Annotated in this window: 23 protein-coding genes and 3 tRNA genes; 12 read left to right on the forward strand and 14 right to left on the reverse strand. The window is 53.7% G+C overall.

Features of this window, described 5'->3' with window-relative positions; translation table 11 throughout:
• Positions 1–65 precede the first annotated feature (65 nt).
• The 4 genes from FVB43_RS16325 to FVB43_RS16340 form a co-directional block, all read right to left on the reverse strand.
• Positions 66–2,495, reverse strand: coding sequence for a fimbria/pilus outer membrane usher protein (locus FVB43_RS16325; protein WP_167864318.1), 2,430 nt, complete (start codon positions 2,493–2,495; stop codon positions 66–68).
• Between the two features lie 52 nt (positions 2,496–2,547).
• Positions 2,548–3,243 carry a fimbria/pilus chaperone family protein gene (locus FVB43_RS16330; protein WP_159336787.1) on the reverse strand — a complete coding sequence of 232 codons (696 nt, stop codon included), beginning with the start codon at positions 3,241–3,243 and terminating at the stop codon, positions 2,548–2,550.
• 71 nt (positions 3,244–3,314) lie between these two features.
• Positions 3,315–4,025 carry a DUF1120 domain-containing protein gene (locus FVB43_RS16335; protein ID WP_167864319.1) on the reverse strand — a complete coding sequence of 237 codons (711 nt, stop codon included), beginning with the start codon at positions 4,023–4,025 and terminating at the stop codon, positions 3,315–3,317.
• Between the two features lie 243 nt (positions 4,026–4,268).
• Complete coding sequence (locus tag FVB43_RS16340) at positions 4,269–4,919, reverse strand: DUF1120 domain-containing protein (protein WP_159336789.1); 651 nt, start codon at positions 4,917–4,919, stop codon at positions 4,269–4,271.
• A 353-nt stretch (positions 4,920–5,272) separates the two neighbouring features.
• Here FVB43_RS16340 and FVB43_RS16345 point away from each other — a divergent pair, with 353 nt between their 5' ends.
• A complete protein-coding gene (locus FVB43_RS16345) occupies positions 5,273–5,617 on the forward strand; it encodes a DUF4156 domain-containing protein (protein ID WP_133842576.1) in 345 nt (114 codons plus the stop codon).
• A gap of 87 nt (positions 5,618–5,704) precedes the next feature.
• Here the strand turns inward: FVB43_RS16345 and epmB are convergent, their stop codons facing one another.
• The gene (gene epmB, locus FVB43_RS16350) at positions 5,705–6,733 is read right to left on the reverse strand and encodes an EF-P beta-lysylation protein EpmB (protein WP_133842575.1); all 1,029 of its coding nucleotides are present in this window, start codon (positions 6,731–6,733) and stop codon (positions 5,705–5,707) included.
• A 41-nt stretch (positions 6,734–6,774) separates the two neighbouring features.
• On the opposite strand from epmB, the gene efp reads away from it, so the two are divergent.
• From efp to FVB43_RS16365, 3 genes are all read left to right on the forward strand, one after another.
• Positions 6,775–7,341, forward strand: a complete 567-nt coding sequence (efp, locus tag FVB43_RS16355; protein WP_133842574.1) for an elongation factor P — start codon at positions 6,775–6,777, stop codon at positions 7,339–7,341.
• Between the two features lie 61 nt (positions 7,342–7,402).
• A complete protein-coding gene (locus FVB43_RS16360) occupies positions 7,403–7,528 on the forward strand; it encodes an entericidin A/B family lipoprotein (protein WP_133842573.1) in 126 nt (41 codons plus the stop codon).
• 109 nt (positions 7,529–7,637) lie between these two features.
• On the forward strand, positions 7,638–7,769 hold the full coding sequence (locus tag FVB43_RS16365; protein ID WP_133842572.1) for an entericidin A/B family lipoprotein: 132 nt from the start codon (positions 7,638–7,640) through the stop codon (positions 7,767–7,769).
• Positions 7,770–7,810: 41 nt separating this feature from the next.
• Here the strand turns inward: FVB43_RS16365 and FVB43_RS16370 are convergent, their stop codons facing one another.
• The 5 genes from FVB43_RS16370 to frdA are packed head-to-tail and all read right to left on the reverse strand — an operon-like array spanning position 7,811 to position 11,670.
• Complete coding sequence (locus FVB43_RS16370) at positions 7,811–8,335, reverse strand: lipocalin family protein (protein ID WP_133842571.1); 525 nt, start codon at positions 8,333–8,335, stop codon at positions 7,811–7,813.
• Positions 8,336–8,379: 44 nt separating this feature from the next.
• Positions 8,380–8,736 carry a fumarate reductase subunit FrdD gene (frdD, locus tag FVB43_RS16375; protein WP_205945503.1) on the reverse strand — a complete coding sequence of 119 codons (357 nt, stop codon included), beginning with the start codon at positions 8,734–8,736 and terminating at the stop codon, positions 8,380–8,382.
• Between the two features lie 9 nt (positions 8,737–8,745).
• On the reverse strand, positions 8,746–9,141 hold the full coding sequence (gene frdC, locus FVB43_RS16380; protein ID WP_159336790.1) for a fumarate reductase subunit FrdC: 396 nt from the start codon (positions 9,139–9,141) through the stop codon (positions 8,746–8,748).
• A gap of 11 nt (positions 9,142–9,152) precedes the next feature.
• The gene (locus FVB43_RS16385) at positions 9,153–9,887 is read right to left on the reverse strand and encodes a succinate dehydrogenase/fumarate reductase iron-sulfur subunit (protein WP_133842569.1); all 735 of its coding nucleotides are present in this window, start codon (positions 9,885–9,887) and stop codon (positions 9,153–9,155) included.
• Positions 9,880–11,670, reverse strand: a complete 1,791-nt coding sequence (gene frdA, locus FVB43_RS16390; RefSeq protein ID WP_167864320.1) for a fumarate reductase (quinol) flavoprotein subunit — start codon at positions 11,668–11,670, stop codon at positions 9,880–9,882. The genes FVB43_RS16385 and frdA overlap by 8 nt, the downstream gene beginning before the upstream one ends.
• A 314-nt stretch (positions 11,671–11,984) precedes the next feature.
• Here frdA and epmA point away from each other — a divergent pair, with 314 nt between their 5' ends.
• On the forward strand, positions 11,985–12,962 hold the full coding sequence (gene epmA, locus FVB43_RS16395; RefSeq protein WP_167864321.1) for an elongation factor P--(R)-beta-lysine ligase: 978 nt from the start codon (positions 11,985–11,987) through the stop codon (positions 12,960–12,962).
• 96 nt (positions 12,963–13,058) lie between these two features.
• Here epmA and mscM read toward each other — a convergent pair whose 3' ends face one another.
• The 3 genes from mscM to rsgA all read right to left on the reverse strand — a co-directional run bounded on the left by mscM (position 13,059) and on the right by rsgA (position 18,501).
• Entirely contained in the window at positions 13,059–16,394 is a 3,336-nt protein-coding gene (gene mscM, locus FVB43_RS16400; RefSeq protein ID WP_133842566.1) for a miniconductance mechanosensitive channel MscM, read from the reverse strand.
• 9 nt (positions 16,395–16,403) lie between these two features.
• Positions 16,404–17,303, reverse strand: coding sequence for an archaetidylserine decarboxylase (asd, locus tag FVB43_RS16405; protein ID WP_133842565.1), 900 nt, complete (start codon positions 17,301–17,303; stop codon positions 16,404–16,406).
• A 139-nt stretch (positions 17,304–17,442) separates the two neighbouring features.
• A complete protein-coding gene (gene rsgA / locus FVB43_RS16410) occupies positions 17,443–18,501 on the reverse strand; it encodes a small ribosomal subunit biogenesis GTPase RsgA (protein WP_133842564.1) in 1,059 nt (352 codons plus the stop codon).
• A gap of 119 nt (positions 18,502–18,620) precedes the next feature.
• Here rsgA and orn point away from each other — a divergent pair, with 119 nt between their 5' ends.
• The 4 genes from orn (at position 18,621) to FVB43_RS16430 (ending at position 19,921) form a co-directional block, all read left to right on the forward strand.
• Positions 18,621–19,166: an oligoribonuclease gene (gene orn, locus FVB43_RS16415; RefSeq protein ID WP_133842744.1), complete on the forward strand. Its 546-nt coding sequence runs from the start codon at positions 18,621–18,623 to the stop codon at positions 19,164–19,166.
• Between the two features lie 196 nt (positions 19,167–19,362).
• Positions 19,363–19,438: transfer RNA gene (locus tag FVB43_RS16420), tRNA-Gly, on the forward strand.
• 28 nt (positions 19,439–19,466) lie between these two features.
• Positions 19,467–19,542, forward strand: a tRNA-Gly gene (locus FVB43_RS16425).
• A 303-nt stretch (positions 19,543–19,845) separates the two neighbouring features.
• Positions 19,846–19,921 (forward strand) — tRNA-Gly (locus tag FVB43_RS16430).
• A 314-nt stretch (positions 19,922–20,235) separates the two neighbouring features.
• Here FVB43_RS16430 and queG read toward each other — a convergent pair.
• Positions 20,236–21,375, reverse strand: a complete 1,140-nt coding sequence (queG, locus tag FVB43_RS16435) for a tRNA epoxyqueuosine(34) reductase QueG (RefSeq protein ID WP_133842563.1) — start codon at positions 21,373–21,375, stop codon at positions 20,236–20,238.
• Between queG and nnr the strand changes: the two genes are divergently transcribed.
• From nnr to amiB, 3 genes are read left to right on the forward strand one after another with little or no spacing between them, the layout of a single operon-like run.
• Positions 21,374–22,897 (forward strand): bifunctional ADP-dependent NAD(P)H-hydrate dehydratase/NAD(P)H-hydrate epimerase, encoded by a 1,524-nt coding sequence (gene nnr, locus FVB43_RS16440; RefSeq protein ID WP_167864322.1) that lies wholly within the window; start codon positions 21,374–21,376, stop codon positions 22,895–22,897. The genes queG and nnr overlap by 2 nt on opposite strands.
• Entirely contained in the window at positions 22,894–23,370 is a 477-nt protein-coding gene (tsaE, locus tag FVB43_RS16445; protein WP_133842561.1) for a tRNA (adenosine(37)-N6)-threonylcarbamoyltransferase complex ATPase subunit type 1 TsaE, read from the forward strand. The genes nnr and tsaE overlap by 4 nt, the downstream gene beginning before the upstream one ends.
• Positions 23,367–25,043: an N-acetylmuramoyl-L-alanine amidase AmiB gene (amiB, locus tag FVB43_RS16450; RefSeq protein WP_133842560.1), complete on the forward strand. Its 1,677-nt coding sequence runs from the start codon at positions 23,367–23,369 to the stop codon at positions 25,041–25,043. The genes tsaE and amiB overlap by 4 nt, the downstream gene beginning before the upstream one ends.
• Positions 25,044–25,098: the final 55 nt, after the last annotated feature.

Below are 25,098 nucleotides of genomic sequence, written 5' to 3' on the forward strand. Positions count from 1 at the left end.
GCTCCACTGCCCTTAGCGGTACGTGATGCAGAACGCCCCGTCAGTTTGCGCTGACGGGGCGTTTTTTATTGGCAGGTCACATCAAGCCTTTTGTACAGAGTACGATCGTCGTCGTCCTCATCATCGATGTGGTAATTGATGATGCACTCCTCTGTACTGCGCGCAATTTTTACCTGCATACTGGCCTGTTCTGCTGCATTACTGAGAAACGCCACGCCCTCATCTACAGCTTCTGTGACGAGCTCCCCATCCCGCCATAGCGTACTGCCTTTCGGTAACATTTGGCCATTTGCAAGCCTGACGGTGAGCAGCAATCGCGTGCCGGAGAGCACTGCTATCTTCACTTTTTTTACCGTGCCTCGTGCCAGATGCAGCGTGCGGTGACCATTAATCACATCGATATTTTTAGGCAGTTTATCCACATCGATGTTCAGCGAACTATCCTGCCATGGCGGTATCGCCGGGAGGACTGCCTTTCCACGCCAGTCCGTCCACGCGATCCCGCCCGGTGTGATGATCGGGATCCCTGCCACAGGACGACTGAGTGCCAGCAGACCAAAGGTATCTGATACCGGATTGTTGCTGAAACCCACGCCATAAGGGTAAAGAATGACTGCACCCTGACCGCTCACGCTATAGTTGCTGTTGTGCTGGGTGTCCTGCTGGGCATTAAGACTAAGGCGGGTATAGCGCAGATCGTTGTTGAGCGAGCCCTGGATCGAGCGGTTATGATCGCTGTTGGTTTGTTCCAGAGCCAGGTTGTAATCACTGTAGTCTGAAAGTGACGCACTGACTTCACTACCCAACACATCACGATGATTATAAGCGCGGTAGTAGTGCCGAAAATGCGTCTCCCCCAGCGACCAGTTAACATTCAACGAGATATTTTTATTTTTCTGCTTTCCGCCACTGCCCTGTGACGCACTCAATGACAGCCGAAGATTCTTAGTGAAACGACGATTCCAGGACAGCATGGCATAGCGCCATAACTGATCATTCTGATAGCTGCGCGAGCGACTATAGCTCAGGGACAATGTGCCCAGCCATTGAGGAGACCAGTTAGCAGAGACGCTGAGTTCGTTATTTTGCTGGTCGTTGTGGTTGTTACTATTGCGCTGTTTTGCTTCATTCAACGTGATAAAACTCGGGCTATTTTTACTCATTCCCAGAGACAGGGAAAGATTCTGCGACAGGTTATGGCTACCCGAAAGCTGCAATTGAGCGCCGTTACTGCGGCGAGTATCGTTCTGTTCCACGATAGCCTGAAGTGAAATTGAGCTGCTGCCTGCAAGGATTTGCGGCACGCCGTTAAGCGAAATCGCAAGGGAATGGTAGCTTTTGCTGAGCAGCGCTCCACTGCGCAGTGACCACGAGGGGCCGGGTTGCCAGTTCTGATTTAGCGTCAAAATGGCCGGTGTAGCACTGTCCTGTGCCACTCTCTTTACACTGCCTATCGCCAGGCTGAAACCGGGGCTGCTGCCGCGATTAAAATGGGTAAGCTGGGTGACAGGAACCACAAAGTGCTGATTTTCCCCCTTATTTTCTACTACCGTGACATCAAGTGGGGCATTGAGGTTTTGTACTGGAATATTGTCCAGGTTGAACGGGCCTGCCGGCACCAGGGTGCTGTAAATGATTTGATCATACTGTCGCACTTCGACACGTGCTTGAGGGGTATTAGCAATGCCCTCAATATTGACGCCACTTCCTCCCACCCCCTGAGATAACACATCATCCGGTGAGAGCTGAAAGCCATTTAACGTATCCAGGGCGAATAGGGTATTTCTAACGTTAATTTCCCCTGCCTGTAGGGTCTTGTTCAGCTTACTAACATAGCGTTCCAGATAGGTGGAGTTAACCGTAGCCGTCAGGCCCTGTTTATCCTGTTGAACGTTTTGCTGACTGCGCAATATCCAGTTGGCCAGATTGATACCGCTATCCAACGCCAGCCAGCTGTAACGTTCCCGGTGGTCAGGGGAAAGATTCATACTGGAAAAGTAGTTGTAGTTAACGTGGATGGCACTGCCGCCGGATTCGCCCTCATGACGCTGGCTGACAAGCCATGAAGAGGGCACTACGATACTGAGCGACTGTGTTTCCTGCTGCCAGGCGAGACTAATCTGGCTATCACTGGCCGCCCATTCATAACATTTTTGAGATCGTGCGGCATCAGGAACGCTCAGGCCCAGTTCTTCAAACAGCTCTGGAGTGAAACAAATCGCCCCCTGGTGAGTGACCTGTAATTGGAATGAACCGATAAAATCACCGTTAAGGCTGATATCTATCACATTCAATCCGGCAGGGATCTTGCCCAACCGATCCAGCTTTTCCAGTGCACTCTGGTCCAGGCCGTGGCGTTTTAACGTTTCAACGTCCCAGTCTTCAGGCGAGGTTTCACCCGATAAAGAAGCGGAAGGTGTTTCGTTGGCGGTGGCATTAGAATTTAGCGCCACAAAAATCAGACTGGCGGGCAGTAAAAAAATGAGCTTCCACATTATTCCATTTCATTTGGTAATGAGTGCAGTAAATTTCCTTTTACCGCCGGGGTCAATGTGTCACCGACATTTCAACATTGCCGGTGTCGAAGCCATATTTCGACACGGTTTCAATACTGACCTTCTGCGTGCCAGTGAGCTGTGCGGCTTCTTTCACCATCACGGGCACCGTCTGCTGCGGCAGAACATAGGTTTTGGTCAGCAGTGCGTTTTTCCCCTGTGGAAGCAGCTTGATTTGTTGTGACAGCCTGACCACATAGGGACTGGGATTGTGTACCGTCAGCTTATTGCCGTTGAGGTTCCAGACCAGTGCTTTCCATGGATCGGCGCTCATGGCTAATCCTTGTGGATGAATAATCACTGGAATATTTTGGCGAATATTAACGTCAATTCTGTTTTCATCATTGCCTGTTTTCGGCCGGATGCCTTCGAAGGTGACACGCTTCAGATGCTCAACCTGGAGTGGGCGGTCGCTATTAAGAATAAAACGCACCAGCTGGGTTTTCCCGGCTTCCAGGCGCATGACGGGCTGAGTGGCATACAATTTGGGCTGCGGATCGTCAGGTAAATCGTGAATTTTGACATACAGCAGTTCTGTCTGATCGTCAGTATTGGTGACATTGATGCTGCCGCCGCCATCCTTTTCAAGAATAAACAGCATGGGGGTTTCTGGTTTCATGGTGGCGTAAGACGCTGCTGTCCAGGAGCAGCAGAGTAGAGCCAGTGTAGTCAGGGTAAAGGAGCGCATGGTACCTCTGTAACAAGAACGGAGTGCTACAGGTCGTAACACTCCGGTATTTAGGTGAAATTAATCTGGGATTACAGGTAAACCAGATCGTAAGTCGCTTCACCTTTGATATCGATTCTTTCAGAGGTTTTCAGCTTGGATGCCGGGGAAATAAACGGGGAGAATTCCAGCCCGATGGTATGGCTTTTACCCATAACAGGTGCATTGCTTTTATCCCCTGTTGTCCAGGAGTACATCTTTTGGCCGGTACCTGAAATAAGGCGGCTGGCGTTATCAAAAGTACTCCAGACGTTAGACCCCACAGGAGCAACGATGAAATTGCTCACGCCAACCTGGTCTACATTTGTGCTATCGGTGTCGAGCTTCACCATATAACCGCCGATTACCGCGCCGTCAGAGGTTGCTCCCAGGCTGAAAATTTCGGGCACCTGCATGCCCATATAGAAAACCTGGCCTGCTTTTTCTGCCACATCGGTGGGTTGGATGGCAACGGCTGTGGCGGATGGGCAGTCAATCCTAATTTGCAGTTTTGATACGGGTAGGATTGTGTCTTTCGTCAGGTTCAGATTATCGGCTATCAGTTTTCCTAACTTAATGCTCGTTGAACCGACACCTTTACCAATATCGCATGACGCAGGAATAATCATGCCATCAACTTTTACAGTTAACTGTGATTGGCCTGCATTGGCCATGCCCGATGTTGCGATAGCGGCCAACAGAGACAGGCCCAGCGCGGTCTTTTTAAAATTCATGTGTGTATAGTCCTTATACGTTTTATTCATGAAGAAAATACTCTCCTGTGAGAGTAAGGGGAACGCTTAATACTTAATGCGGGTTTCCTTGAATTCCACTTTCACTTGGATATTCCCTTTTTAACCTAACATGCAGAAGGCAGGATTAAATGTCGCATGTGTGTTTTATTTAACGTTATCAAAGGTTGTCTGATGTATTTTGGAGGCTTATTTTTACATCTATTGATGTAGGGTTAACTAATTAAGTTAAAATAAAAATAGCAAATGAGATTTTTACAGATATACAATTTCAAACGTTGTCATTCCATCGATTTTTATTGCATCTGCCTGATTTAAATTGAAGATGAAAGGCTTCAGGATGATGTCAATATTAACCTGACGTGCGCTTCCTGGTGTTATCTGGCTACCCCAGGAGTAAATGTTTTCACCGGATGGAGTCAGCCTGAACTGCCCGGTGCGCCAGCTAACCCCTTCGTTATCTGAAACCAGCACGTTAGGTATAACTCTTCCGTCCATTCGCGAGTGTTCAGGGTCAATCAGGGCGAGGTAGCCACCAATTGCCTGTCCTTTATTTGTCAGGCCAAGGCTGAAAATATCACGCTGCTGTTCACCCGCCAGCTGAACGTTGCCGGCATTCGGGGCAATGTCTCTTGCGCGAAAAGCAAACGAAGTCGCTCCCTGACATTGAATCATCAAGCCTAATTTTTTTTCGGGCAGTAGCGTTCTGCCCGAATGGGAGCTGCCCTGACCAGCGGCCAGATTTAACTTAATGCTTCCTGCGCTATTCATGCCGATATCGCATGAGCCGGGCATAATCTCGCCCTGCAACTTTATGGTTGTTTGGGAGGATGCGAATATCTCATTAGAGCCTAATGCAAGCAGTATCATCACGGTAAGGGTGAGAGGTGATCTGATTTTTTTCATGCATAGTCCATTATTTATGATGTGTGATAGCAGCCTGACTCGTTATCCTTGAGTGGTAATTGCTGCCTCGATTATACACAGTGCCGTGTTTAATAAAAGTTTGTCTTTATAGTAAAATCTTTATTTGCGTGTTTACTCTTGTTGTTTCAATATGTGATTTTTTTGGAGCGATCGTTATTAATATATATTTCTTAACTGGAAATATATCACTTAATGAGTGTTAATTATCACTCTAATGGTGTGTTCAAAAAGCAATCAGTTGCGGGCGCAAGAAAATCAGTAAGTATGTTTTTCTTTTGCCAGTTAAAAGGGTATAAATGGGGTCGTATAATTTTACAATTTTGAGGAAAAGCATGCGTATTCACGTACTGGGATTCTCGGCGCTCGCGCTGCTGCTGGCAGGCTGTAGTTCATCCAACACACTGAGTTCAGCTGGCGAGCGTGTCACCTTTACCGATCAGCAACCAGCAAGTAGCTGCCAGCTGCTGGGCAACGTGACTGGCGCACAAAGTAACTGGTTCTCAGGTTCCGGTGGCGAAGGCAGTTCACTGCGCGGCGCAGCCAACGATCTGCGTAATCGTGCGGCAGAGATGGGCGGTAACGTCATTTATGGTGCCACCAGTCCAACCCAGAACATCTGGTCTAACTTTGCACCACTCGACAGCAAAATGAGTGGTCAGGTGTATAAGTGCTCGTGATCGTTATGGCCTGATGGGCATTCTGACGATGAATAAAAAAGGGTGGCTTTAAGCGCACCCTTTTTTATTGCTGCAATGCCGCCGCATCTATTCCTGACGTAACTGTAAATCGAGCGGCGTTTTGCTCGGCTCACCCCCAATCTCCCGCGCCAGTTTCGGCACCATATAACCCGAAACCTTACCTAACAGTTCACGCACGATGGCGCGTGCGCGCTGGTCATCAACGTAGAAATGCGCTGCGCCTTGCACCTTATCCAGCACATGCAGGTAATAAGGAAGTATCCCCGCATCAAACAGCGCATTGCTCAGTGCGGCCAGCGTGGTGGCATCATCGTTAATGCCCCGTAGCAGCACGCTCTGATTCAGCAGCGTCACACCCGCACGTTTTAGCATACGCATACCATGGCGCAGGTCGTCGTCGATCTCCTGCGCATGGTTGATATGGGTGACCATCAGCGTTTGCAGGCGTGACTGTGCAAGCCGTTGGCACAGCGCTTCGGTGATGCGTTTAGGGATCACCACCGGCAGACGGCTGTGGATGCGCAGGCGCTTAATATGTGGAATTTGTTCCAGTTCTGCGATCAGCCAGTCCAGCTCGTGATCCTTTGCCATCAGCGGATCGCCGCCGGAGAAAATAATCTCATCCAGTTCTGGCTGTTGTCGGATATACTCCAGGGCTTGCTGCCAGTTGCGTTTATTGCCCTGGTTATCAGAGTACGGAAAATGGCGGCGAAAACAGTAACGGCAATTGACGGCACAGCCGCCTTTGACCAGCAATAACGCACGATTACGATATTTATGTAACAGACCCGGCACCACACTGCTCTGCTCATCCAGCGGATCGGTACTGTAACCCGGTGCATCAACGAACTCCTGCTGCGAGGTAATAACCTGTAGCAGCAGAGGATCCTGCGGATCGCCTTTGCGCATGCGTGCAGCAAAGGCCCGGGGGACGCGCAGGGCGAAAAGACGCCGTGCGTCATGGCCTGAAACCAGATCAGGGTGATGGTGCAACGCTAAAAGTTGCAGTAATTCATTCGGATCAGTGATTACATCGGCAAGTTGATGCAACCATTCTTCTCGCACAGGGGTATTTAGGGTTACAATGTGTGCCATTTTTTTGGCTAAGTACCAGTAATAAATTGTAGAGGGCCTTTATGGCGACTTATTCTAGCAACGATTTCCGTCCCGGTCTTAAAATCATGTTCGAAGGCGAGCCTTATGCCATCGAATCAAGCGAGTTTGTTAAGCCGGGTAAAGGCCAGGCATTCGCACGCGTAAAAATGCGTCGTCTGTTGACCGGAACGCGTGTTGAGAAAACTTTTAAATCTACCGACTCCGCTGAAGGCGCTGATGTAGTAGATACTAACCTGAACTACCTGTACAACGACGGCGAGTTCTACCACTTCATGCACCCGGAAAGCTTCGAGCAGCATCCTGTTGAAGAGAAAACCGTGGGCGATGCAGCAAAATGGCTGCTCGACAACGCTGAGTGTATCGTGACCCTGTGGAACGGCAAACCGATCCAGGTGTTACCACCGAACTTCGTTGAGCTGGAAATCACGGATACTGATCCGGGCCTGAAAGGTGATACCGCAGGGACTGGCGGCAAGCCAGCGACACTGTCTACCGGTGCGGTAGTGAAAGTGCCACTGTTCGTGCAGATTGGCGAAGTGATCAAAGTTGATACCCGTTCTGGCGAATACGTTTCACGCGTAAAATAAGCCCGAACCAGTGAGGGCCTGCCCGTCAGGCCCTTATCCTTGACGATGTGAGTTTAAGTATATGTTGAAATTCATAGCTGTTGCATTGTTGATGACCTGCGCGCTCAGCGCCTGTAATACCTTCCACGGCTTTGGCGAAGATGTGCAGCATCTCGGCGGTGCCATTACCGATGCAGCCAATAAATAACGTCTTCTGGTCTGAAAAATTCCCTTTTTGCTTTGCCATACAGGCAAGCGCATAAATTACAGCTATGCTTACATCGCTGTGCTTTATCTCTAATTAAAAGGAAATTGCTATGAAGAAAAGTATTGTTGCCCTTCTTTCTGTTCTGGTGCTCTCTTCCGTACTCTCTGCCTGTAATACCACGCGCGGCGTGGGTGAAGATGTTGAGGCGGGTGGTAAGGCAATTCAGAAAAGCACGAATTAATCTGTGTGAAAGGCCGGTGCGGTGCACCGGCGATAGCTTTGTTAGCGCTGATTAACCCAAATCAGTTTATCCACGGCAAAGCCTGCTCCGCGTGCTTTAGCCAGTAACTCTGTTTTTACCCCGTCTTCCAGCTGCGGCGTCCGCGATAAAATCCACAGATAGTCCCGATTCGGCCCGCACACCAGCGCGTGCTGGTAATCGTTATCCAGCGCAATCACGTTATAGCCGCCATAAAACGGTCCGAAGAATGACACTTTGAGTGCGGCCAGATCAGAAGGGCCGGTAAAATACGCTTTACCTACACTCTCCTGCCAGCGCTGTTTGCGCGTATTAAAGCCACGGTTAACCACTTTCAGCCCGCCATCGTCGCGTTTGCTGTAGGTTGCCGTCACCTGCTCCAGGCCGCGTTCAAAACGGTGGTCCAGGCGCGCAATCTCATACCAGCTTCCAAGATAGCGTTCGGCATTGAATCCAGAAATGGGGGTAACGCCTTGCGGCGGGGTGGTAGAGCAGGCAACCGAGAGCAGCGCCCCGGCACCTGCGGTGAACATTTTCCATAGCGACATATAAATAAGCCATTCCTTAATGATCGAATGGCTTGAGTATAGATTTACACGGCGATCACGCCAATTAATGCTACTACGCTTAACAGCGAGGCAATCCCGTAGCACAGCAACTTGCTGGCAGGGATATGCAGTTTCAGGTCATGCAGGCTATGGTGCAGGCGGTGCAGTGCGCACCACAGTGGCATCACAATCACCAGCAGCAGGATGACTCGGCCAGGCAGTGACTGAGCAAATCCCAGAACCCGCTCATAGCTGAACGTCTCTGCCGGTGCCCAGCCTAGCGGCAGCAACAAGCCGACCAGCAGAACGATCACCGGGCTGACCAATGCAGCCCACATGCCCCCGGCACCAAACAGGCCCCAGAAGATGGGCTCATCAGAACGTTGCGGTTGTGTGTTCATTATCACTCCTTAAGCCAGCAGCGACACGGCCAGTACAACGCCGCTTAAAATAATCATCACGATCCATAGCCCTTTAATGATCGGTTCCGGCGGCAGCTTCTCCCCTTTAACGATAATAATTTGTGCTTTTGGGGCCAGGTCAAACCAGGTTTTGCTGTGATGCAAGGCGGCGACGAGTGCCACCAGATTCAGTAGCAGGACGATGGGGTTCTGCAGGAAGGTGACAAAACCTTCCCAGCTTTCCTGCCCCATCTTCAAAGCAAACAGGCCGATAATCAGCTCAATACTGAACCACAGCGCGGGAATGGCGGTGCCTTCGCGCAGCATATACAGACGGTAGAACGGCAGCGACTGCCACCAGCTTCCTGACATAGGACGGATATACGCATTACGTTTCGAGGTCATTTACAGCCTCCTTAATGGGGTTTCAGGGTGGCGATCAGGAAGTCTTTACTGCTCTCCACTTTGCCCTGCTGGATAGCCGCCGCCGGGTCGACGTGTTTTGGGCACACTTCGGAGCAGAAGCCGACAAAGGTGCAGCTCCAGACGCCATTAATGCCGTTAAGCTGCGGCATACGCTGTGCTTTACCCCGGTCACGGCTGTCGAGGTTATAGCGGTGGGCGAGGGTGATCGCCGCAGGGCCAATAAATTCAGGGTTCAGGCCAAACTGTGGGCAGGCGGCATAGCACAGACCGCAGTTAATACAGCCGGAAAACTGATGATATTTCGCCATCTGCGCCGGGGTTTGCAGGCCCGGGCCTTCACTGGCCTCCCGCGGGTTACCAATCACCCAGGGCTTAATCGCCTCCAGACTTTCCATAAAGTGAGTCATATCCACCACCAGATCGCGTTCGATCGGGAAGTTTGCCAGTGGTTCTACTTTGACGCCGGCCGGGTAATCGCGCAGGAAGGTTTTGCACGCCAGTTTGGGGACACCATTCACCATCATCCCGCAAGAACCACAAATCGCCATACGACATGACCAGCGATACGACAGATCAAAAGCCAGGTTGTCTTTGATATAGCCGAGGGCATCAAGCAGCGAGGTGGTTTCATCCCAGGGAACGTCAAAAATCTCGTTACGCGGGACGCGGTCTGTCTCCGGGTTGTAGCGCATAATGTTGATTTGACGGTTTTTGCTCTCACTCATGACCAGGCTCCTTGTGGGTGCTGCCCTCAGAGGCCGCGCCATACACGCGCGCAGCAGGCGGCAGATGGGTAATGGTCACCGGATCGTAAGCGACCGAAGGCGCTCCCTGCGGGTTGAAGAAGGTCAGGGTATGCGCCAGGAAGTGTTCGTCGTCGCGTGTGGTGCAGCCTTCATCCAGCCGCTGGTGTGCGCCGCGAGACTCTTTACGTTGAATGGCTGAATGCGCCATACACTCCGCCACATCCAGCCCGTGGGCCAGTTCAACGGCGTACAGCAGTTCGGTATTGAACACGCTGGAGGTGTCGGTCACACGCAGGTTAGAAAAACGCTGCTTCAGCTCCGCCAGCTTATCGATGGTTTTTTGCATCAGCTCCGTGGTGCGGTAGATGCCGCAGCCTTCTTCCATCGCCATGCCCATTTCATCACGCAGCGTGGCCGCATTTTCGCTGCCCTGCTGATTCACCAACCCGTGCAGTCGTTTTTCAATGTCGTTGCGCTGAGCGCTGAGTGCGGCATCCCGCACCGGATGTGGCTGGGAAGCGCGCTGTGCGGCTTGCTCGCCCGCCAGGCGCCCAAACACCACCAGTTCTGCCAGCGAGTTAGAGCCGAGGCGGTTCGCCCCGTGCAGTCCAACGGAGGAACATTCACCCACGGCAAACAGACCCTGGATACGCGTTTCACACTCGGCGTTGGTTTCAATGCCGCCCATGGTGTAGTGCGCGGTCGGACGCACCGGGATCGGAGCCGTAATCGGGTCCACGCCGACATAGGCTTTGCTCAGTTCGCAGATAAACGGCAGACGTTCGCGCAGTTTTTTCTCACCGAGGTGGCGCAGATCGAGATAGACGACATCCCCGCGTGGTGTGGCGATGGTGCGCCCTGCACGCCATTCGTGCCAGAAAGCCTGGGAAACCTTGTCGCGCGGGCCCAGCTCCATATATTTGTTTTTTGGCTCCCCGAGTGGAGTTTCCGGCCCCATGCCGTAATCCTGCAGGTAACGGTAACCGTCTTTATTGACCAGAATACCGCCCTCACCACGGCAGCCTTCCGTCATCAGAATGCCGGAACCCGGCAGGCCGGTGGGATGGTACTGAACAAACTCCATATCGCGCAGTGGGACGCCGTGGCGAAACGCCATGCCCATACCATCGCCGGTGACAATGCCGCCATTGGTGTTGTAGCGATAGACGCGGCCCGCGCCGCCGGTCGCGAGGATCACTGACTGTGCGCGTACTTCCAGCAGCGTGCCTTCCATCATGTTGATCGCGACCAGACCGTGCGCCACGCCATCGTCCACCAGCAGGTCGAGGACGAAATGCTCATCAAGCCGTTGGATTTGCGGGTATTTCAGCGAGGTTTGAAACAGGGTGTGCAGCATATGGAAGCCGGTTTTATCGGCGGCAAACCAGGTGCGTTCAATCTTCATTCCGCCAAAACGACGGACGTTGATGGAGCCATCTTCTTTGCGGCTCCACGGGCAGCCCCACTGCTCCATTTGCGCCATTTCCTGCGGGCAGTGCTGAACAAAGTAGTCCACCACGGGTTGTTCGCACAGCCAGTCGCCCCCGGCAACGGTATCGTGAAAATGAGAATCGAAACTGTCCTGCTCTTGAGTGACGGCGGCGGCACCGCCTTCGGCGGCCACAGTGTGGCTGCGCATCGGATAGACTTTGGAGATCAGAGCAATCTTCAATCGCGGGTTGGCTTCTGCGGCGGCAATCGCAGCACGCAGCCCGGCTCCACCAGCACCAACAATGACTAAATCGGCATTCAGGGTTTGCACAATTTTCTCCCTTATACCCTGCATACGTCGCGCAACATGTGTGTTGCCTGTTTTTCTGCCACGCGAACCATGGTGGGTATTTTGTGTTTGAGATTTTTCCAGAGGCAAAGCGGGTGGCTCTACCCGACAGTCGCGGCCCAGTATAAGGGGGTTAAAATGGCGCCAATTTGATGTGTTCGGGCATTTCGGCGGGTAAGTGATAAAAACCCTTCACTTTTTGTGGAAAGCGTGTTGCTGGTTTTTTCGACGTAGAATTGTGTGTTGCGGCCCGGACAGGTAGACTTCTTGCCCCTACTGACTTTGGAGTAAAAAAGATGAGCGATTCGGCTAGCTGGCAGCCAAGTGCATCTATCGCCAATTTATTAAAGCGTGCGGCGATCATGGCTGAAATCCGGCGTTTCTTTGCCGATCGTGGCGTACTGGAAGTGGAAACCCCGGCCATGAGCCAGGCGACGTTGACCGATGTACATCTGTTCCCATTCCAGACCCGGTTTGTTGGCCCAGGTGCCGCTGCCGGTATCGATCTTTATCTGATGACCAGCCCTGAATACCATATGAAGCGTCTGCTGGCCGCAGGCAGCGGGCCGATTTTCCAGCTGTGTCGCAGTTTCCGTAATGAAGAGATGGGGCGCCACCATAATCCCGAATTTACCATGCTGGAATGGTATCGCCCGCACTACGATATGTACCGCCTGATGAACGAGGTGGACGATCTGCTGCAACAGGTGCTGGAGTGTGCTCCGGCCGAGACGCTTTCCTACCAGCAGGCATTTATTCGTCATCTGGAGATTGACCCGCTGTCTGCTGACAAAGCGCAGTTGCGCGAAGCGGCTGAAAAACTGGGCGCTGGCGATCTCGCCCATCGTGAAGAAGATCGCGATACGCTGCTTCAACTGTTGTTTATGCTGGGTGTGGAACCTGAAATCGGTAAAGAGAAACCGGCGTTCGTCTATCACTTTCCGGCCAGTCAGGCGGCGCTGGCAGAGATCAGTACGGAAGATCATCGCGTGGCCGAGCGTTTCGAGGTCTATTTCAAAGGTATTGAGCTGGCGAATGGTTTCCGTGAACTGACCGACAGCCGTGAACAGCGTCTGCGTTTTGAGCAGGATAACCGTAAGCGTGCGGCTGCGGGTCTGCCCGTGCAGCCGATTGATACCCACCTGTTGGATGCGCTGGCGCACGGTATGCCGGAGTGTTCCGGTGTGGCATTAGGGGTTGATCGTATTGTGATGCTGGCACTGAAAGCAGAGCAGCTCAGTGATGTGATCGCGTTCACCGTCGACCGTTGTTAATTCCTCGGCGGGGTGAAACGGGCTGACCGAAAAACAAGGTCAGCCCTTGGGTGTCGGGGGCGATTATTTTTTCCGATCGCCCCGTGGTTCAGATTCTTATAACCCGCCCGATTTGTAGTTTCTTGCCGCTGGTGCGCCGTTGCTGGCCGGGGTTTTACGCCCAATAGTTTCCATACGAACCTGGAACGGTGGGAACGGCATTTCCAGCCCGTGTTCCTGATAGCCACGCAGGATCAACTGATGCAGCTCATGGCGCAGCGGCATACGGTGCCCCATTTCTGCCGCGTGAATGCGCAGCTCAAACAGCTGAATACCCTGCTGTAAATCCACCAGGAACGCTTCCGGCTGCGGTGTATCCAGCACGTAGCTGCAACGCTGTGCAGCCGTCAGCAGGACGTTGGTCACTTCTTCGCTGTTGGCTTCAGCCGGTGCCGGGATCGTCAGCACTACGCGGGTGACGGAGTCCGACAGCGACCAGTTGATAAACTGTTCAGTGATAAAGGCCTTATTCGGCACGATAATTTCTTTGCGATCCCAGTCCGTAATCGTCGTGGCACGGGTGTTAATCCGCGTGATGCTGCCGGTGAGTTCGCGGATCGTGACGGTATCCCCGATGCGGATCGGTTTCTCAAACAGGATGATCAGACCAGAGATAAAGTTGGCGAAGATCTCCTGCAGCCCAAAGCCCAGCCCCACGGTTAAACCGGCGACCAGCCACTGTAATTTCGACCAGTCGATACCAATCAGCGAGAACCCCGCCAGGCCGCCAATCAGAATCAGCAGATATTTCGTCAGGGTGGTGATCGCATAACCGGTCCCTGGCGTCAGGCTAAGGTGTTGCAGCAGCGCCAGCTCCAGCAGGGCAGGCATATTGCGCACCAACTGGGTGGTAATGATCAGCACCAGGACTGCGATCATCACCGATCCGAGCGTGATCGGTTGCAGGCTTTCGACGCCCTGAACGGTGGTGCTGACATCCCACAAGCGGATATTTTCCAGGAAACCAAAGGCGGAGTGAATCTCTGACCAGAGCACAATGACGGAGACCAGCGCAATCAGCGTCAGGATTGAGCGTACCAGGCGTAATGACTGTGCGCTGATGGCATCAAGGTCAATGACCGGCTCTTCCACATCCACGCTATCGACGGCGGTCTGTTGTGCCGCCACTTCTTCTTCGCCGCGTGCACGCTGAGCAAGGATTTCAGCACGGCGCTGACGGGCGCGATCAAAAGCGATGCGTCGCCGCTGGATCAGCATCCAGCGGCGGATAATATGGTAAATCACCAGCAGCAGGAACCAGATGGCCACCGAGGTTTCCAGACGTGCCAGCAGAGCCTGCGCGGTGGCCAGATAGCCGATGCAGGAAGCCAGTGCCGCCACCATCGGAATGGCGATCATCGCATTCCACAGCACGTTATTAATAAAGTTCTCACCGTTGCCCTCCTTGTCGAGGTGCAGCGGGATACCGGCACGCTTCAGGCTGACGGTCACCATGCTGAGCGCACCACAAATCAGGATAAAACACAGACGCCCGAGGGTGGCTGAGAATTGACGATCTTCGAGATTATCGAAGGCGATCAGCATCATCATCAGCGGCACGACCAGGCCGATGCACAGCGTGTAGAAACGCATAGCGCGTGCCACGCGGGTTTGTGGCCAGCGGAAATGGACGATAAACAGACCCTGCGGGCGGGCAAACGTATTACTGACCATAAAGGCCCACAGCAGCGGTACGCTGGCGGTCACGCCGTCACCGATGGCGATGGCGATAGGATAGGGCCAGGCATGCTGTAAACCGTAACCCAGTGCCGCCCACAGCACCGGCAGCGGTAACGCCACCAGAATCGACCAGAACACGGTACGCAGTGTCAGGCTGAAATGATCCTGGGTGACTTTGCCGACCTTGCTGGAGGCGCGTTCAAGGAATTTACGGAAATGGCGGCGCGAGCTGATACTGAAGCCGACCAGCAGCATCGCGCCCAGCAGAGGCAGCACGGTTTCGCGGCTGGTGACCATCATCACCATTGCGCCACCCAGCTGGCCCAGGGTATCCAGCGACAGCAGACGGTGCAGGTCGCGCGCCAGATCAAGCGGGTAGCTGAAGTCCACCGGGCTGACATCGGCCGTCCAGAACAGATAGCGGTGCGTGGCTTCTTTCACTTCATTTAGCGCATCCACCAGCTGGCTGTTACCGACTTTTAGCTTGGTCACGCCAAGGATCAGGTTATCGCAGCCGGAGAGCAGGGAGGTGAGCAGTTCGCGTTGGGTTTTCAGCTGCGCATCCAGAATGCGTCGCTGTTCTGCGGTCAGATTGCTGTTGTCATCCTGGCGCAGCTGAAGCAGCGATTTCTGACGTTCCAGCAGGTCTTCATAATAGAGACGCTGGACGCGCAGCTGGGCCATTTCGTTATCCAGCTGCTGAGGTTTTGGCATATCTGGCAGACGAGCCACCTGCGCACGCAGCGCTTCGCCCAGCACATTGGATACGCCCAGCCATTGCGACTGTTCACGGATGGTGCTCAGTGCCTGACGAACCTGGATGGTCTGATTGGCGGCGGTGCGCTGCTGCGACGCCACCAGATCCATACGCTGCGCCTGCTGATTCAGTGCGCTGGACAGTTCACGGTTAACGCGGAACTGTTCGGTGATGCCTTTGGGCATATCACCGCTGTTTTCCGCCAACTGTTCTGTGCGGGCCAGCGCCATTTCAGCTTCACGCTGGCGCAGGCTGTTCAGCTGGTTACGTAAATCCTGTAGGTAGGCATCCAGGCTGGCGGCTTTACGCTGGTGTACTTCGGCACGCATACGCGCCAGTTCCTGGCGATTGTTAGCCGACAACTGTGCCAGTTCGAGTTCATCGACCCGGGCTTTTTGTGCCGCAGACTCAGCCTGACGCTGTGCCAGCTGTGCCTGACCCAGCGGTGTGGTCGGGGCGGGTTGCCCCTGTAAACGGCGTTCGATCTCATTCAGCGCCCGGCGGGCTTCTGTTTGTTGCTGCGGTAACTGGGAAAGTGAATCACTGATTTCGCGTGCGCGATCCTGCTCCTGCTGAACCTGGCGGCTCTCTTCCAGCAACTGGCTGCTGACCTGTAAGATCTCCTGATCAAGGTCAGCGGCACTCATGTTGCTGCGCAAAGGCTTGCTGCTGTCCGTCAGCGTGACGACCTGCTGACGTAACTCGCGGGAAAGTTTAGGAAAATCGTCAATGACCTGCTGGTAATCCTGAGTGAGGTTGAGCGAGTTTTGACGCTCGTCCAGCCAGGTTAGCGTGGATTGCAGGGCATCGACGATAGCCGTCTGATTCGCCGACGTCTTGTCTGACTTCGCCTCTTCCAGCTGCTGTTTGATCAGCGATGCATCCGGTGCGCTGGCGGCATAAACCGGCTGGAGTAAGCTCCAGCCTAATAAAAAAGTGAGAATCAGACGTGACATGGCAATTCGCTATGGATGGTGGAGGACGTCTTCCGCACTTTCTTTCTGCAGTGCGATGGCCAGCGTGGCGCCAAGACGGGTTTTACTTTCTGCCGCCAGGCTTTCAGCCAGCTTCACTTTGCCTGGTGCGAACAGGTTGATGACGGTAGATCCCAGTTTGAAACGGCCCATTTCCTGGCCTTTCAACAGCACGACAGAACCTTCGGCATCGGCACCTGGCCAGCTCCAGCGTTTGATCACTCCTTCACGGGGTGGCGTAACGGTGCCGGACCATACGGTTTCAATACTGCCCACGATGGTTGCACCCACCAGAATCTGCGCCATTGGTCCAAATTCAGTATCAAACAGACAGATGACGCGTTCATTACGCGCAAACAGGTTGGGAATGTTCTGCGCGGTCAGTGGGTTCACGGAGTAGAGATCGCCCGGAACGTAGATCATTTCACGCAGGATACCATTACACGGCATATGGACACGGTGGTAGTCACGCGGTGCGAGGTACGTGGTGACAAACTCGCCATCACGGAACATATCGGTCATCGCGGCGTTGCCTGCCAGCAGTGCTTCCAGCGAATAGGTATGGCCTTTGGCCTGGAAAATCTGCTCACCTTCAATATGGCCGAGCTGGCTGATAGCACCATCTGCAGGCAGGATCAGCAGGTTCGGGTCCGTTTCAATCGGACGCGCATCGTCACGCAGCGGGCGGACGAAAAAGTCGTTAAAGGTGCGATAGCTGGCGGTATCAGGCTTCTGCGCCTCTTTCATATCCACTTTGTAGTACCAGACAAAAGCATCAATCACTGCTTTGGTCAGCCATCCACCGCGCTTGCTGGCACCCCAGCCGGCCAGTTCAGTCAGGGCTTTTTTAGGCAGTAAGTTATTCAGGCCGAGTTTAATACGATCTAACACGTTAGCCTCCTGGCTCAAATCAGACGGGTATAGCGCTTTAAAATAAAAGGGGGCGGATTGTAGCAGCGCCCGGAGGTTTAGGCTATTGCCTGACTCTCAGGGCGGCTGCAGGTGGTTCACGCCACGCGGGCAGGTGCAATCAGTTTTTGTCCGTGGTGAAGCGACGGGTTTTACCCTGCACTTCAGACATGGTTTCCAGAATCAGGTGATAGTTAACGAAACGCGATTCGTTGATCTCACCTTTATCCACCGCTTCGCGAATCGCGCAGCCGGGATCGTTGTCATGTTTACAGTCACGGAATTTGCATCCACCCAGATAGTCACGGAATTCGACAAATCCTTGCGTGATTTGTTCCGGCTCCAGATGCCACAAACCAAATTCACGTACGCCTGGGGAGTCAATCACATCACCGCCTTGCGGGAAGTGATAGAGACGGGAGGCGGTGGTGGTGTGCTGACCCAGGCCTGAGTTATCTGAGACGTCATTGGTGAGGATCTCAGCATGGCTCAGTTCCAGCCCCAGCAGAGCGTTCAGCAGGCTGGATTTCCCCACGCCAGACTGCCCGGCGAAGATGCTGATACGATCGGTCAGTGCCTGCTCCAGTTCAACCAGCCCCTCTTTACGATGGCTGGATACCATCAGCACGTTGTAGCCAATATGACGATAGATATCCATTTGCTCATCAACAAAGGCACGGCCTTCATCATCCAGCAAATCGGTTTTATTCAGTACCAGCAATGGCTCAACGCCCAGCGTCTCACAGGCCACCAGATAGCGGTCAATGATGTTCAGCGACAGTTCCGGCAAAATAGCCGAGACCACCACAATCTGATTGATGTTGGCCGCAATGGGCTTCACGCCGTCATAGAAATCAGGACGGGTCAGTACCGAGGTACGTTCATGAACGGCTTCAACAATACCTTTAACGGTGGCACCGCCTTCAACGCCTGGACGCCAGCGCACACGGTCACCGGTCACCAGCGAACGAATGGTGCGGCGGATGTTACAACGGTGAACGGAACCATCCGCATCTTCCACATCAGCATGCATACCAAAACGGCTGATCACCACGCCATCGCGAACTTCACCGAACAGATTGTCATCTGGCTCAGGTTTATCGGCACGCTGCTTCAGGCGACGATCGTGGTTGGCACTTACGCGACGTTGCTGACCCTTGGATAGTTTGTTTTTAGTCACTGTTCCTCACACCGGTTTTGCATATTTCGCCCTGACAGGGCAAAAGGACTATCATACACGCTACTTAACCCTGCAGCCCTATACTCTGCATCATTCGAGTATACATTGTGAGACGTACTATGACTGCCAATGCCAACAACCTGATTTGGATTGACCTTGAAATGACCGGGCTGGACCCGGAGCAGGACCGTATTATTGAGATCGCCACACTGGTGACCGATGCCGATCTGAATATCCTGGCGGAAGGGCCGGTACTTGCTGTCCACCAGTCCGATGCCCAACTGGCGTTAATGGACGAGTGGAATGTGCGCACGCACACCAACAGCGGCCTGGTCGAGCGTGTTAAAGCCAGTCAGTACGATGAAGAAGCCGCCGTGCAGGCCACGATTGCGTTCCTGAAAGAGTGGGTGCCCATCAACAGTTCTCCGATCTGTGGCAACAGCATTGGCCAGGATCGCCGCTTCCTGTTCAAATATATGCCGGAACTGGAAGCATACTTCCACTATCGTTACCTGGATGTCAGCACGCTGAAAGAGCTGGCGCGTCGCTGGAAACCGGAGATCCTGCCAGGGTTCAAAAAGCAGGGCACCCACCAGGCAATGGACGATATCCGCGAGTCCGTGGCAGAACTGGCCTATTACCGCGAGCATTTCATTCAGCTGTGATGTTTTAACGATCTGGATGAAAAAGGGGGAAACCCCGATAAATGGCTCAAAAATGCCGATTAAATCAGCGCAATGACGTTTTAATCGGCAGTCGGAAGAAAAAAAACAAAAAATGTTAGTGGCAGGGTTGCGAGGAGAGAGAATTCTCGTATAATGCGCACCCCGTACCGGTGAAGAATTTTCATCGTTACCCAGAGCGGGAATAGCTCAGTTGGTAGAGCACGACCTTGCCAAGGTCGGGGTCGCGAGTTCGAGTCTCGTTTCCCGCTCCAATTTTTAAAGCAGTAAAGCACCACCCAAGCGGGAATAGCTCAGTTGGTAGAGCACGACCTTGCCAAGGTCGGGGTCGCGAGTTCGAGTCTCGTTTCCCGCTCCAAAATTTTGATTGCAGACAAGATGTATCGTCTACAACCTGTAGAAAAGAGCCGAAAGGCTCTTTTTTTATGCCTGAAGATAAGCCATGCCTTTCCTGCAGTGGTCAGCGAATGCCGCCGTGCAGGGTACTTATGTGCGAAAATTGTACAGGCCACGCTCGGCATTAAATTTTTTTCACGCAAGTCTTGCCAGCATCAGCAAACGGGTCCATAATAGCGACCTCTCCTCCGGAAGGAAGAGTTAAAAGCTAAAACAATCAAGTAGTTATAAGATGTTTAGCGCAGAAATTCAGCAGTACTCCTAAGCGGGAATAGCTCAGTTGGTAGAGCACGACCTTGCCAAGGTCGGGGTCGCGAGTTCGAGTCTCGTTTCCCGCTCCAAATAAAAATCTTTCTCAATTGCCTTCCAAATTATCCACAGCGCTAAGCGCAGTGCGGTAGCCCGTTTTTACATGGGCCAAAAATGTTTTAAACAGACTTATCCACAGCCTATGTTGTTGATCTTCGCGCGAGAAAAAACAGCCGCTAATTAGTTGTTATACGTAACTTGCTGTTTTATATATTATTGTGAATATTTCAAATTGTTATCTGGATCACTTGTGGTTTCTGTGACGGTTGAATGACAACGACTTTTTATTTTTATTCACAGCATGTGGAAAAGATTCCGCGTGGGTAATATTCCGTATGTTGTGCAATTAAGCATCACGCGGTAATCCCTTCTCAATGACGCGAACCAGACGTTTTTGCTGGTTGTTCTGAACGTCGACCCTGTTTTCTTCACGTCGTGCTAACTGGCAGCCAATAGCCCAGTCGATATGCTCATCCAGCATGTTGTTTTCGCCCCGTCGTGTTTCCAGCGCCGCCAGATGCTTTTCATCCCAGGGAGCGTTGCCCAGCGCTACCGCAATATTACGCAACCAGCGCAGATGACCAATACGTCGGATAGCCGATCCTTCCGTGATACGCAGAAATTTCGCTTCATCCCAGGCAAAAAGTTCGATCAACGGTGGAGCGTGTAACACCGCTCGCGGGCTAAAATCATCTTCATCGGTGAGCTGACCGTAGCGGTTCCACGGACAGATCAGCTGGCAGTCATCGCAACCATAAATACGATTTCCGATTAATGGACGAAACTCTTCCGGGATCGCGCCTTCTAACTCAATCGTGAGGTAGGAGATACAGCGGCGGGCATCAACGGTATAGGGTTCGACAATCGCACCCGTTGGGCAGGTGGTGATACAGGCCACGCAGCGCCCGCAGTTTTCTTCCACCGTTTGATCTACGGGTAATGGCAGGTCGATCAGTAATTCGCCAAGAAAAAACCACGACCCCGCTTCACGATTAAGGATCAGCGAGTGTTTGCCTGTCCAGCCCAGGCCCGCTTTGGCGGCCAGTGGGCGTTCCAGCAGCGGGGCAGAGTCGACAAAGGGTCGGAACTGGGCCTCGCTACAGTGTTCGCGGATCTTATCGCCGAGCTTTTTCAGTCGATTACGTAATACTTTGTGGTAATCGCGGCCAAGAGCATAACGGCTGACATAACCGAGGCGCGGATTTTTCAGCGTGCTGGCAAAGGCGGCTTTTGCCGGCAGATAATTCATCCGCACGCTGATCACCCGTAACGTGCCGGGAAGCAGTTCATGGGGACGGGCGCGCATCATGCCATGACGCGCCATCCAGTCCATTTCTCCGTGATATTGTTTATCCAGCCAGGCCTGAAGACGCGGCTCTTCCAGCGTTAAGTCGGTATCACAGATACCCACCTGCTGAAAGCCGAGGTCAAGACCCCACTGTTTAATATCCAGAGCGAGTTGATGGAAATCGAGAGGATGCGACATGAATGACCTGAACCAGCAAAAAGACCCGGTCAGTTTACCCTATTCTGTCTGGCCTGTGGAGGCGATAGCCAGGCTGGAGCGCGAGGGGGCGGACAATCTTGGCATCACCCTGTTCGAATTGATGCAGCGAGCGGGGGAGGCTGCCTTCAGTCTGCTGCGCCAGCAGTGGCCGCATGCGCAACACTGGGTGATTCTGTGCGGACCGGGTAACAACGGCGGTGACGGCTTTGTGGTGGCGCGCCTGGCGCAGGCGGCCGGTGTGGAAGTGGCCCTGATTGCGGTGGAGAGTGACAGCGCGCTGCCGGAGGAAGCTCGTCAGGCACGTGAAAACTGGCTGGCGGCCGGAGGCGTGATCCACGATGTCTCGTTTGCATGGCCAGAAAAGACAGATGTCATTGTTGATGCCCTGCTGGGTACCGGTCTCAATCGCCCTCCTGCTTTTCCCTATGACCGTCTTATTGAGCAGGCAAACCACCATACTGCGCCGGTTTTCTCTCTGGATATTCCTTCCGGGTTAGTGGCTGCTAACGGGACAGTGCCCGGAGTGGTAATAGATGCCCAACACACGCTGACATTTGTGGGGCTAAAACCAGGTTTGCTAACGGGTAAGGCGCGTGACCATGTCGGTCAGCTACATTGCCACAGTCTGAATCTTGATGCGTGGTTGCAGACCCGGTCTGCGCCCATCGCGCGTTACGATGCTCATCATCTGGCCGCCTGGCTGCCGCCTCGTCGTCCCACCTCGCACAAAGGGGATCACGGGCGACTGCTGGTTATCGGGGGCGATCATGGCACTGCCGGGGCCATTCGAATGACGGCTGAGGCCGCATTACGTTCGGGGTCAGGGCTGGTGCGAGTGCTTACTCACATTGAGAATGTTGGCCCGCTGTTGACTGCACGGCCCGAGCTGATGGTGCAGGAGATGACGGCAGAGACGCTGGATGCAGGCCTGGAATGGGCTGATGTCATTGTGATTGGCCCCGGTCTTGGCCAGGGTGAATGGGGTAAGAAAGCCTTGAAAAAGGTAGAAAATACTCAGAAAACGATGCTTTGGGACGCCGATGCGCTTAACCTGCTGGCAATCAGCCCCGATAAACGTCAAAATCGGGTTATTACGCCGCATCCCGGCGAAGCCGCAAGGCTCTTGAACACTAAAGTTAGCGATATTGAGAGTGACCGCTTACTGGCTGTACGGCGTCTGCAAAAGCGTTATGGTGGCGTTGTGGTACTGAAAGGTGCCGGGACGCTCATCGCCAGCGAGCAGGGCGAACTGGCGATTGCTGATGTCGGCAACGCCGGTATGGCCAGCGGGGGAATGGGAGATGTGTTATCTGGTATCATCGGCAGCCTGGCAGGGCAAAAGCTCTCACTGTACGATGCCGCCTGCGCAGGATGCGTAGTGCACGGAGCGGCGGCAGACGCAGTGGCGCAACGTCGCGGTACACGCGGAATGTTAGCCACCGATTTGTTCTCCGAGCTGTATCTGTTTGTCAATCCTGAGATCTCGAATACTAAAGAATGATGACCTGTGTAATTGCGTTGCCCGATGAGGCAGCAACCCTCGCATTGGGTGCCCGCCTGGCCCGCGCCTGTGATGGCGCGGCGACCCTCTATCTCTATGGCGATCTGGGCGCGGGTAAAACCACTTTCAGCCGCGGATTCTTGCAGGCACTCGGCCATCAGGGCAATGTGAAAAGCCCTACCTACACACTGGTTGAGCCCTATGTCCTGCCGGATCGCCGGGTTTATCATTTCGATCTGTACCGCTTGTCTGACCCGGAAGAACTGGAGTTTATGGGAATTCGTGATTACTTTGGCCCTGACAGCTTGTGTCTGGTCGAATGGCCGCAGCAGGGCGCGGGTGTTCTGCCCGAGCCGGATCTGGAACTGCACCTCAGTTATCAGGGGCATGCGCGCGAAGCCTTATTGCGTGCCTGCTCGCCTGCGGGTGAAGTGATGCTGGCGCGGATGACCGCTGAGCAGGGTGGCGCATGATGTTGCGATTGAAAGCCTGGTGTCTGCTGGCGCTGTTCTGCTGTTCATTTAGCTCACTGGCGGCAAATTTATCGGATATTAAAGTCTCGAACGGCAGTAACCAGGCGGAAGTGACCCTGAGCTTTGCCGGTCAGCCCGTCTATGCCTTTTTCCCGCTGCATAACCCGGACCGGGTGGTGCTGGATATTCGCCAGAGCGGGATTGTTCAAGGGCTGCCGCTGAATTTCAGCGGTGAAAATATTGTCAAACGCATTCGTTCCAGTACGGCGAAAGACAGCCAGAGTATCCGGCTTGTCTTTGAGCTCACCCAGCGTGGGAAAACGCGTGCGGTCACCCAGCGTAACGGCAATAATTACAACGTGGTGTTTACCATTACGGGTACGCAGCCTGCCGCACAAACCGCCAGTCCCAATGCGCCAGTCAGCAGTGTCTCCCGTTCACGTCCAGCCAGTCAGCCTGGGAAAAGCCCGTTTGATGCTAATCCGGTGACGTCGGTCAGCAGCGGCAATCAGGTCGCACGCCCGCGCAGCGCGGCCAGTAGCAACGATACGGTGATTGTGGCGATCGATGCCGGTCACGGTGGTCAGGACCCCGGTGCCATTGGCGGCGGTGGCTTGAAAGAGAAAAACGTCACCATTGCGATTGCGCGTAAGCTGAAAGAGCTGCTCAATGCCGACCCGATGTTTAAAGGGGTGATGACCCGCGACGGCGACTACTTTATCTCCGTGATGGGGCGTTCGGATGTGGCGCGTAAACAGAATGCGAATATGCTGGTTTCTATTCATGCTGACGCCGCACCTAACCGCTCAGCATCCGGGGCATCGGTCTGGGTGCTGTCGAACCGTCGTGCCAATAGTGAAATGGCTGGCTGGCTGGAGCAGCATGAGAAGCAATCAGAACTGTTGGGGGGGGCAGGTGACCTGTTAGCCAACAGCCAGGCCGATCCCTACCTGAGCCAGGCAGTGCTGGACTTACAGTTCGGCCATTCGCAGCGTGTCGGCTACGATGTGGCAGTGAAAGTGATTGCGCAGTTGCAACGCGTAGGCGCACTGCACAAACGCCGGCCGGAACATGCCAGCCTGGGCGTATTGCGCTCGCCGGATATTCCTTCTCTGCTGGTGGAAACCGGCTTTATCAGTAACCCTTCGGAGGAGCGACTGCTTGGCAGTAGCGCTTACCAGCAGAAGATTGCCGAGTCGATTTATAAAGGCCTGCGCAACTACTTCCTGGCGCACCCGCTACAATCGATCCCAAAGGAGGAAAACCGACCGTTGCAAGCCGCAACGGCGGTTGAAGTCGAGGCTAACCCGGCACCAACAGCGACCGAATACACTGGCGCAACGCAGCGCCATGTGGTGAAACGCGGTGAAACGTTATCCGGTATCGCCGCCAGCTACGGTGTCAGCATGTCGACACTGCGCTCCATGAACACCCTGAAAAAAGATGTGGTGTGGGTGGGACAGCGTCTGAAAGTGCCAGCAGGCAGTAAAACGGCCGCCATCGCCAGTGTGGCAAAAAGCAAAAAGCCGGCCCGGCATAAAGTGGTCCGTGGCGATTCGCTGACGGCGATTGCGGCGAAATATGGCGTTAGCCCGCAGGCTATCCAGCAGGCGAATAAGATGAAGTCTCAGAATGTGATGCTTGGCCAGACATTAAAAATTCCGGCGTCATAATCTCGTGCGGGGCATACCTCGCCCCTCCCCAGGGGGCAGGCATGCCTGGCCCTTT

It is taken from the genome of Erwinia rhapontici (assembly GCF_012271765.1).
Classification (GTDB): Bacteria; Pseudomonadota; Gammaproteobacteria; order Enterobacterales; family Enterobacteriaceae; genus Erwinia; species Erwinia rhapontici.

Coding starts and splice junctions, on each gene's coding strand:
- FVB43_RS16335 (WP_167864319.1), bottom strand. CDS start 4,025: ATGAATAAAACGTATAAGGACTATACACACATGAATTTTAAAAAGACC.
- FVB43_RS16370 (WP_133842571.1), bottom strand. CDS start 8,335: ATGTCGCTATGGAAAATGTTCACCGCAGGTGCCGGGGCGCTGCTCTCG.
- FVB43_RS16325 (WP_167864318.1), bottom strand. CDS start 2,495: ATGTGGAAGCTCATTTTTTTACTGCCCGCCAGTCTGATTTTTGTGGCG.
- FVB43_RS16340 (WP_159336789.1), bottom strand. CDS start 4,919: ATGAAAAAAATCAGATCACCTCTCACCCTTACCGTGATGATACTGCTT.
- FVB43_RS16360 (WP_133842573.1), top strand. CDS start 7,403: ATGTTGAAATTCATAGCTGTTGCATTGTTGATGACCTGCGCGCTCAGC.
- queG (WP_133842563.1), bottom strand. CDS start 21,375: ATGTCGCATCCTCTCGATTTCCATCAACTCGCTCTGGATATTAAACAG.
- tsaE (WP_133842561.1), top strand. CDS start 22,894: ATGATGACCTGTGTAATTGCGTTGCCCGATGAGGCAGCAACCCTCGCA.
- FVB43_RS16385 (WP_133842569.1), bottom strand. CDS start 9,887: ATGAGTGAGAGCAAAAACCGTCAAATCAACATTATGCGCTACAACCCG.
- epmA (WP_167864321.1), top strand. CDS start 11,985: ATGAGCGATTCGGCTAGCTGGCAGCCAAGTGCATCTATCGCCAATTTA.
- epmB (WP_133842575.1), bottom strand. CDS start 6,733: ATGGCACACATTGTAACCCTAAATACCCCTGTGCGAGAAGAATGGTTG.
- efp (WP_133842574.1), top strand. CDS start 6,775: ATGGCGACTTATTCTAGCAACGATTTCCGTCCCGGTCTTAAAATCATG.
- FVB43_RS16365 (WP_133842572.1), top strand. CDS start 7,638: ATGAAGAAAAGTATTGTTGCCCTTCTTTCTGTTCTGGTGCTCTCTTCC.
- frdD (WP_205945503.1), bottom strand. CDS start 8,736: ATGAACACACAACCGCAACGTTCTGATGAGCCCATCTTCTGGGGCCTG.
- FVB43_RS16330 (WP_159336787.1), bottom strand. CDS start 3,243: ATGCGCTCCTTTACCCTGACTACACTGGCTCTACTCTGCTGCTCCTGG.
- mscM (WP_133842566.1), bottom strand. CDS start 16,394: ATGTCACGTCTGATTCTCACTTTTTTATTAGGCTGGAGCTTACTCCAG.
- amiB (WP_133842560.1), top strand. CDS start 23,367: ATGATGTTGCGATTGAAAGCCTGGTGTCTGCTGGCGCTGTTCTGCTGT.
- nnr (WP_167864322.1), top strand. CDS start 21,374: ATGAATGACCTGAACCAGCAAAAAGACCCGGTCAGTTTACCCTATTCT.
- orn (WP_133842744.1), top strand. CDS start 18,621: ATGACTGCCAATGCCAACAACCTGATTTGGATTGACCTTGAAATGACC.
- frdC (WP_159336790.1), bottom strand. CDS start 9,141: ATGACCTCGAAACGTAATGCGTATATCCGTCCTATGTCAGGAAGCTGG.
- FVB43_RS16345 (WP_133842576.1), top strand. CDS start 5,273: ATGCGTATTCACGTACTGGGATTCTCGGCGCTCGCGCTGCTGCTGGCA.